This window comes from Phenylobacterium sp., from assembly GCF_030654915.1.
GTDB lineage: Bacteria > Pseudomonadota > Alphaproteobacteria > Caulobacterales > Caulobacteraceae > Phenylobacterium.
The window spans coordinates 1-7964 of sequence record NZ_JAURWM010000096.1 but is presented as its reverse complement, the minus strand read 5'-3'; the positions used below and the strand labels follow the sequence as shown (position 1 = coordinate 7964).

The 7964-nt window shown below is 67.1% G+C and carries 9 protein-coding genes and 1 tRNA gene; 2 read left to right on the top strand and 8 right to left on the bottom strand.

Annotated features, from left to right (window positions below; translation table 11 throughout):
- From Q7T84_RS04800 to Q7T84_RS04765, 8 genes are all read right to left on the bottom strand, one after another.
- The coding region (locus Q7T84_RS04800; protein WP_304806575.1) for a 5-oxoprolinase/urea amidolyase family protein at positions 1-2130 on the bottom strand (2130 nt) is incomplete at its 3' end.
- A gap of 3 nt (positions 2131-2133) precedes the next feature.
- Positions 2134-2766, bottom strand: coding sequence for an urea amidolyase associated protein UAAP2 (locus Q7T84_RS04795; RefSeq protein ID WP_304806574.1), 633 nt, complete (start codon positions 2764-2766; stop codon positions 2134-2136).
- A gap of 7 nt (positions 2767-2773) precedes the next feature.
- The gene (locus Q7T84_RS04790; RefSeq protein ID WP_304806573.1) at positions 2774-3598 is read right to left on the bottom strand and encodes an urea amidolyase associated protein UAAP1; all 825 of its coding nucleotides are present in this window, start codon (positions 3596-3598) and stop codon (positions 2774-2776) included.
- Complete coding sequence (locus tag Q7T84_RS04785) at positions 3595-4080, bottom strand: CopG family ribbon-helix-helix protein (protein ID WP_304806572.1); 486 nt, start codon at positions 4078-4080, stop codon at positions 3595-3597. Before Q7T84_RS04785 ends, Q7T84_RS04790 begins: the two co-directional genes overlap by 4 nt.
- Before the next feature lie 178 nt (positions 4081-4258).
- Positions 4259-4519: a hypothetical protein gene (locus Q7T84_RS04780; RefSeq protein ID WP_304806570.1), complete on the bottom strand. Its 261-nt coding sequence runs from the start codon at positions 4517-4519 to the stop codon at positions 4259-4261.
- 436 nt (positions 4520-4955) lie between these two features.
- Positions 4956-5165 carry a cold-shock protein gene (locus tag Q7T84_RS04775; RefSeq protein ID WP_304806569.1) on the bottom strand — a complete coding sequence of 70 codons (210 nt, stop codon included), beginning with the start codon at positions 5163-5165 and terminating at the stop codon, positions 4956-4958.
- A 197-nt stretch (positions 5166-5362) separates the two neighbouring features.
- On the bottom strand, positions 5363-5542 hold the full coding sequence (locus tag Q7T84_RS04770) for a hypothetical protein (RefSeq protein ID WP_304806568.1): 180 nt from the start codon (positions 5540-5542) through the stop codon (positions 5363-5365).
- Positions 5543-5572: 30 nt separating this feature from the next.
- Positions 5573-5649: transfer RNA gene (locus Q7T84_RS04765), tRNA-Met, on the bottom strand.
- 96 nt (positions 5650-5745) lie between these two features.
- Between Q7T84_RS04765 and Q7T84_RS04760 the strand changes: the two genes are divergently transcribed.
- Both Q7T84_RS04760 and asnB read left to right on the top strand, forming a co-directional pair.
- A complete protein-coding gene (locus Q7T84_RS04760) occupies positions 5746-6774 on the top strand; it encodes a glycosyltransferase (RefSeq protein ID WP_304806567.1) in 1029 nt (342 codons plus the stop codon).
- A partial coding sequence (gene asnB / locus Q7T84_RS04755) for an asparagine synthase (glutamine-hydrolyzing) (RefSeq protein WP_304806565.1) occupies positions 6774-7964 on the top strand: 1191 nt, incomplete at its 3' end. The genes Q7T84_RS04760 and asnB, both read left to right, overlap by 1 nt.

Genomic DNA, 7964 nt, shown 5'->3' with positions numbered 1-7964 from the left:
GTCCGGGCCCAGGATGATCGGCATGTCGCCGGTGAAGTCGATCGCGCCGATGGCGTAGGCGTTGTCGTGGATGTTCGACGGGTGCAGGCCCGCCTCCCCGCCGTCGCGCCGCGCCCACTCCGGCTTTGGCCCGATCAGGCGCACGCCGGTGCGGTTGGAGTTGTAGTGCACCTTCCACTCAGCGCCGCGGACCATCTCGATATCGCTGGCTGTGAAGAAGTCCGGCGCCCCATGCGGTCCATAGAGCACGCGCACGGTCCACGCCTTGGTCAGGTGCGGGCGAAGTTCAGGATCGAGCATCGGTTCTGGATCGCCCGAGGCTGGCCCGATGTGCAGGACGTCGCCGGCCGTCAACGCGCGGCCGGCATGGCCGCCGAAGCCGCCCAGGGTGAAGCTCGACCGGCTGCCCAGATAGGCTGGAACATCGAGGCCCCCGTGAACCAGCAGGTAGGCGCGAAGCCCCGCGCCCCGGATCCGGCCGAGCTTCAGAACCTGCCCTGCCCGGACCTCGATCGGCGCATAGGCGCTGATCGGCGCCCCATCGAGGCTAGCCTCCAGCTCGGCGCCTGTCAGGCAGACGATGGCGTCGTGATTGAACGCCAGGGTCGGGCCGAGCGCGGTGATCTCCAACCCCGCCGCGCCGTCGGGGTTGCCGACCAACCGATTGCCCAACCGGAAGGCCAGCCCATCCATCGGGCCGGAGGGCGGCACGCCGACGTCCCAATAGCCAAGCCGGCCGGGATAATCCTGAACCGTGGTCGAAGGTCCCCCGCTCAGCACCCGGAAGGTGCGCGGGGTGTAGGCGATCTCGGCCAGGGCGCGGGTCGAGACCTCTCCACTGGTGAAGGCCTGGCTACGCGCGACCTGCCGCAGCCAGTGCAGATTGGTCTCCACGCCCGCCAGCCGGGTCGCATCCAACGCGGCCTGCAAGACGGCGACGGCGGCGGGGCGATCCGGCGCCGTGACGATGAGCTTGGCCAGCATGGGGTCGTAATAGGCGCTGATCTCCGCGCCATCGGCGACCCAGGTCTCGACGCGGGCGTCGCTCGGGAAGCTCGCCTCCGTCAGTACGCCCGAGCTGGGGCGATAGTCCTGGCCGGGGTCTTCGGCATAGAGGCGCGCCTGGATGGAGGCGCCGCGCGGCGTCGGCAGTGGCGCATCCAAGAAGCTGAAGTCGTCAGCCGCGCCGCGGATCATCCACTCGACAAGGTCCACGCCCGTCACCTGCTCGGTGACGCCATGCTCGACCTGCAGGCGGGTGTTCACTTCCAGGAAGAAGAAGTCGTCGCGATCGGAGTCGTAGAGGAACTCGACGGTCCCGGCCGAGCGATAGTTCACCGCCTGTCCCAGCCGCACGGAGGCGCTCATCAAGGCCTGACGCGTCGCGGCCGGCAGGTGCGGCGCGGGCGTCTCCTCGATGACCTTCTGGTTGCGCCGCTGCAGCGAGCAGTCACGCTCGCCCAGCGCCACCACCCGGCCCTCGCCGTCACCAAAAATCTGCACCTCGATATGGCGGGCGCGGCGGACGTAGCGCTCCAGGAACACCCCGCCGTCGGCGAAGTTCGAGGTTCCCAGACGCGAGACCGCGGCGAAGGCGTCGGCCACCGCCGCGGCGTCCTCGCAGACCCGCATGCCGATCCCGCCGCCCCCGGCCGTGGCCTTCAAGATGACCGGAAAGCCGATCCGCTCGGCGGCCGCCAGCGCCGCGCCGGCGTCGGTGAGCAGGTCGGTGCCGGGCGCCAGCGGCACGCCGTGTTCCTGGGCCAGATCACGCGCGGTGTGCTTCAGGCCAAAGGCGCGGATGTTGTCTGGCGTCGGTCCTATGAAGGCGATCCCCGCCGCCTCGCAAGCCTCGGCGAAGGCGGTGTTCTCGCTGAGGAAGCCATAGCCGGGGTGGATCGCCTCGGCCCCGGTATCCTTGGCGGCGCGCAGGATCGCCTCGACGTCCAGATAGCTCTGCGCGGCGGGCGCGGGCCCGACCCGAACGGCCTCATCGGCCTGGCTGACATGCAGCGAACCGGCGTCGGCGTCGGAGAACACCGCCACCGACTTTACACCCATGGTCCGCAGGGTTCGGATGATGCGGCACGCAATGGCGCCGCGGTTCGCGATCAAGACTTTCTGGAACACGCCCTACCCCGAAATAATCATGCGCACAGGCGTCGGATCGAAGCCGTTGCAGGGATTGTTGATTTGCGGACAGTTGGAGACGACCGCGATCAGGTCCATCTCAGCGCGCAGGTCGACGAACAGCCCAGGCGCCGAAATGCCGTCGACGATGCCCAGGGCGCCGTCGGGTTCGACCGGCACGTTCATGAACCAATTGATGTTGGAGACCATGTCGCGTTTGCCGCGCCCATGGCGGGCGTTGGCTTGCAGGAAGTTCTCCACGCAGGCGTGCTGTCCCTTGGTGTGGTGGCCATAGCGCAGCGTATTGCTCTCGCACGAGCACGCCCCGCCGATGGTGTCGTGATAGGCGACGGGCGTGGCGACCAGGGTCGCCATGGCTCGGCCCTCGTTGGACAGCAGCACCGCACCGGCGCGCAGGAACAGATTGCCTTGCGCGGCGATGGTGTCCTGGGCGCTGTAGCGCTCGGCGTCGTCGGCGGCTGCGTACATCAGGAAGTCGACGGCCTGATTGCCTTTCAGGTCGACGATCCGCAGAGTTTGGCCCTTGCGGACCAGGGCGTCCCAGGGGGCGCGCGCCGCGACGACCTCATCAAGGACGATCGGCCCAACCAGGCCGGATAGAGCGTTGTCTGACATCGGAACCTCAGCGCTGGAGATCGTCTTCGACGTTCAGGAAGGCCCGCAGGCCCTCTGGCGTCGCGAGGCGGATGGGATCGTCGGCGGGCGTCGGGGCGCCTCGCCAGGCGGTGACCTGCAGCGGAGTGGCGCTGTAGGCCGGGCGAGGATCGAGGACGTGGGGGCAGTTAGTCAGCACCACGATCAAGTCCATCTCGGCGCGCAGCGTCACCTGCCGACCCGGCGTGAAAGGCCCAACCTCGAGATGGGTGGCGCCGTCTTCGCCGACCTTCACGCCCTTGAACCAGTTGATACAGGGATGGATGTCCTTGCGCCCCAGCCCGAACTTGGCGAGCGCCAGCATGAAGCGATCGCGGGCGTTGGGATGGTCGCCCCAGTTGAAGCCGTCGCCGTACCGGCGGGCGTTCGAGGCCTCGTTGGAGGCCCCGCAGAAGGCGTCGTGGGTCTGCGCCGTGTCCTCCACGACGCTGGCCAGCACCTTGCCCATGTCGGACAGCAGCAGGCGCCCCTGGCCCAGATAGGCGTTCCACTGGACCTTCAGGGTGTCGGCGACGTTGAGGCGCTCAACGGGCCGCTCAGCACTGAAGATCAGCATGGCCGCGCAGGCGTCGCCGCCGACGTCGGTCATCCGCATTCGCGCGCCGCGGTTCAAGCGCTTGGCTGCGTACCCGCCAGCCGCGAGCGTCTCGACCCACAGCAGGTCGCGCGCGGCGACGCCCGGAGGCGGCGGGGCGGCGGTGGCCGGCACGGTCGGCATGGCCTCGACACGGGTCCCGGCCATCGCGCGCGCATGGGCCTGTGCGCCGTAGGGATCGGCGGTGGAAAGCGTCATTCGGTGTCTCCGATCTGGGCGAGCCGAAGAAGGGCCGCGCCATAGGCGTGCAGAGGCGGCAGCAGGGCGGTGGTGGTGACGAGTTTGATCTGCTGCACCCCGCGTATGCGGCGCAGTTCATCGCAAAGGCTCTGAAGCCGGTGCGATGGACCCTGGACCAACAGGACCTCGAGCGACTGATCGTCCTCGAGAAAGACGTGCTGAGAGGAAATCACCTCCATCAGAAACGCCTGCTGTGTGAGGGCCAGCGATTGCCGAACCCGCCCGCTGTCGGTGCGATAGATGAGAGTGATCGCGCCCGCGCGGACATCTTCATCGCCGGCGTCGCGATGCTCGGCCAGTTCGTGGCGGATGAGTTCGGCGATCATCTGCGAGCGGCTCGGCAGACTGCGCCGCGCAACCATGGCGTCGAGCCGGGCCAGCAACTCGGCCGGCATGCTCAAGCTCAATCGCGCAAGTTGGGAGGGCGCTTCGCCATTCATTCCGCCAGTGGGCGGAGTATTACGAACCGTACCATTCGTAATACGACGTCGATCGATACAACGCGCTTTGGCGCCGCAGTCTTAGGCGCCGCGCGCTTGGCGCGCTCAATCTGTCAGCGTTCCGGGTCCAGGGCGGGATTGGGCGGCGACTCGCCGCCCTGGCTCGCGCCGCCGGTGATCAGCGTCCCGCGACCGTGATGTCTTTGATCGTGGTCTGCACGGCCGCCTTGGCGCCCACGTTCCACATCAGCCGGAGATAGGAGAGCGTATGGGCGGCCGCGTCTTCGAACTTCCATTCGCAAGCGTCGAAACGGCAGCCGTCGAACTCAGGCAGCGGTCCCCCCGAATAGATCAGGCGGCAAGCTGCGAATTCGCAGTTGGAGAAGGTCTCGCCATCCAACGTGACCGTCTGGTGATTGTAGCTGATCCCCACTTGCATCTCAGCTCTCCGCCTTCGACAGCGAAGATCCCAGGTCTTGGGCGGCGGGCTTGAGGTGCAGGGTCGTGCGTGGCCCGGTCCGGGCGGCCCAAGCGACAGGCGGATGGTTCAAAGGGTTGGCGAGAGGCTGCCTGCGAGGGCGGATGACGGTCGTGAAAGACATTTTATTCCTGGGGGTGATGGCGGCCCCCGTCGAGCGCGCTTCAGCGCTGCTCTGACGGGCCGCAAGGTCTGGCTTGGGTTGGAAACTGCTGCGCAAATCGCGGCTGCAGATTGTTCGCGGCGTCGGCGACATGGGCCGCGCTACGGTCACGAGAACCGGTGCTTCAGATTGGACGCGCCTGCGAGTTTCGAATGGCGCGCTAGGTCGAAGGTAGTTCGTCGAGAGAGATCGGCGCCCCGAGGAGGAAATAGCCTCCCCGGAGCAGCCTGACCTTTAGGCGGCTTGAAGCTGCTCGGCGGACATCTTGCCGCTGCGCTGATCGCGCTCGAGCTCGTAGCTGAGCTTTTGGCCCTCTTGGAGCGAGCCGAGGCTCGAACGTTCCACGGCCGAGATGTGGACGAAGACGTCCGGGCTACCGTCGTCCGGTTGGATGAAGCCGAAACCCTTGGTCGGGTTGAACCACTTCACGATGCCAGTTGTCATAAGTAATATCTTTCAAGTGTGAGTTTTCGCGCGCGCCCCATAAGGACACACGACCAAATTTTCGGAGAGGATCTTGGTAGGCCCGGGCTCGATCCGAAGAAAAAGCGTGGAGAGCAACCGAACCAAAGCGACATTCGATAAAACACTATGGCTGTTGTCGAAGATCAAAGCCAGAGAATTCGGCCACGGGCTCAGCTTCAGGACTTTTTCCCGACGAGGAAATGCTTCGTCGAGGTCTTCAGGGGGGCGGCCAAGGCCCGGACCGGCACGCCAGCGCAGCCTTGTTCAAAAGTGCAGAAGATCGCCTCGCGGGCCTGCTTGTGGCCAAGATCGCTACGCCGTTTCTGATCGGAGATGCCGGCCTTGCCGGACTTCAACTCCCCATCCGCACTTGGCGGTGTGAGCCGTGGTAGCTGGAGGCGGGATCGAACCGCCGACCTGTGGGTTATGAATCCACCGCTCTAACCATCTGAGCTATCCAGCCGCCGGACCTTTCGGCGAGGCGCGGTTTATAGGGGGGCTTTTTCTGATCTTCAAGCGGCTTGGGTGCGGCGCAAAGCCCGGCTAGGTTCTGCTCGGCATGAGCGTCCTCCATCTCCTCGGTACCGCCGGTGAAGGCGGCGCGGAAACCTACTTCCTAGATCTGGTCGCAGCCCTTGCTGGCGACGGGGTCGAGCAGGTCGCCGCGATCCGCACGAACGCCAATCGCGAGGCCGCCCTGGCCCGCGTCGGCGTGCCCTCGGGCGTCTTCCGATTCGGCGGCCCGATCGACATTCTCACCAAGCCCAAGCTGAAGAACTTCGCGCAGAAGCACGACGTGAAACTGGCCCTGGCCTGGATGAATCGCGCCGCGCGTCATACGCCCAGCGGGCCATGGGCGCGGGTGGGTCGGCTCGGCGGTTACTACAACCTCAAATATTACAAAGGCTTCGATCACCTGGTCGCCAATACCGAGGACATCGCCGACTGGGTGGTGAGCCAGGGCTGGCCGGCCGGCAAGGTGCGCCACATCCCCAATCTCGCCGCCACGCCCCCCGATGTCGCGCCCGCCGACCGCGCCACGCTGAACACGCCGCGGGACGTGCCGCTGCTGCTGGCCATGGGCCGCCTGCACGAATCAAAAGCCCACGACGTCTCCTTGGCCGCCCTCGCCAAAATCCCCGAGGCCCATCTCTGGATCGCGGGCGTCGGCGGTCTGGAAGCCAAGCTGCGGGCGATGGCCGATGCGCTGGGCGTCGGCGACCGCGTGCGATTCTTGGGCTGGCGCACCGACCCCTCGGCGCTCTATCGCGCCGCCGACATCTGCGTTTTTCCCTCGCGATACGAGCCGCTGGGCAATGTGGTCATCCAATCCTGGGCCCACGAACTGCCGGTGGTGGCCGCCGCCAGCCAAGGCCCCTCGGCCCTGATTCGCGACGATCAGGACGGTTTGTTGATTCCGATCGACGACCCCGAGGCGCTGGCCGCCGCCGTCAATCGGCTGCTCGGCGACCCGATGTTGCGGGCTCGCCTAGCCCAGCATGGCGCCGCGCGAGTCGAGGCGGAGTTCTCCGCCGCCGCCGTGGTCGCCCAATGGCGCGAACTCTTCGCCGACTTCGGAGGTGAGTGATGTGCGGCATCGCCGGCGTCATCGGACCGGGCGGCTCGGCTCGCCCCATGATCGAGGCCCTGACTCACCGCGGCCCCAACGGCGTCTTCGTCGAGGAGACGCCGGGCCGCTCTCTGGCCCATGCGCGACTGTCGATCATCGACCTAGAAGGCGGCTGGCAGCCGCTGCACGCCGCCGGCTGCACCGTCATCGGCAATGGCGAGATCTACAACTATGTCGAACTGGCCGCCGAGTTCGGCCTGGCCGATCAACTGGCCACCGGCTCAGACTTCGAACCCCTGCTGCATATCTACGCCCAGGAAGGCCCGGCCGCCTTCCAACGCCTGCGCGGCATGTACGCCTTCTGCTTGATCGGCGCCGATGGTCGCACCTGGCTGGTCCGCGATCCGTTCGGCATCAAGCCGCTCTATGTGCTGGAGCATGAGGGCTCGGTGGCCTTCGCCTCGGAGCCTCGCGCCTTCCTCGCCGCCGGCCTGATCACGCCGGAGCTTTCGGAGGACCGCGCCCGCGAACTGCTGGCCTTCAACTACACCCTGACCGACGAGACGATCTTCAAGGGCCTGCGACGCCTGGCGCCGGGCGAGATCGTCGAGGTCGTGGACGGCAAGCTAGTCGCCCATAGGGTTCGCCTCGCCGTCCCGGTCCGCACAGTGCGCGGCGGCGATGAAACCGCTCTGCTCTCGCGGCTGGACGCCGTGCTGGAAGACAGCGTCAAGGTTCACCAACGTTCCGACGTTCCCTATGGCCTCTTCCTGTCCGGCGGCATCGACTCGGCGACCATCGCCACCCTGATGTCGCGGTTGAACGCGCGGCCGGTCACCGCCTTCACCTGCGGCTTCGATGCGCCCGGCGCGCGCGACGAACGCGCCCAGGCCGAGCGGGTCGCCACGGCGCTGAACCTCGACTGGCGCGAGACCACGTTTGACGAGGAAGACTTCTGGCGAATCCTGCCGCAGGTCGCCTGGGCGATGGACGACCCCACCGCCGACTATGCCAGCCTGCCCACCTACAAGCTGGCCGAGGCCGCCAAGGGAACCCTGACCGTCGTGCTGACCGGCGAAGGCGGCGACGAGCTGTTCGGCGGCTACGGGCGCTATCGCCGCGCGCTGCGTCCCGCCTGGTTGGGTGGCCGGGCCGCCGAGCCGCGCACGCCCGACGCAGGGGTCCTCGCCCGTTGGCGCGAGCAGGCG

Coding starts and splice junctions, on each gene's coding strand:
- Q7T84_RS04790 (WP_304806573.1), bottom strand. CDS start 3,598: ATGACGCTTTCCACCGCCGATCCCTACGGCGCACAGGCCCATGCGCGC.
- Q7T84_RS04775 (WP_304806569.1), bottom strand. CDS start 5,165: ATGACAACTGGCATCGTGAAGTGGTTCAACCCGACCAAGGGTTTCGGC.
- Q7T84_RS04760 (WP_304806567.1), top strand. CDS start 5,746: ATGAGCGTCCTCCATCTCCTCGGTACCGCCGGTGAAGGCGGCGCGGAA.
- Q7T84_RS04795 (WP_304806574.1), bottom strand. CDS start 2,766: ATGTCAGACAACGCTCTATCCGGCCTGGTTGGGCCGATCGTCCTTGAT.
- Q7T84_RS04785 (WP_304806572.1), bottom strand. CDS start 4,080: ATGAATGGCGAAGCGCCCTCCCAACTTGCGCGATTGAGCTTGAGCATG.
- Q7T84_RS04780 (WP_304806570.1), bottom strand. CDS start 4,519: ATGCAAGTGGGGATCAGCTACAATCACCAGACGGTCACGTTGGATGGC.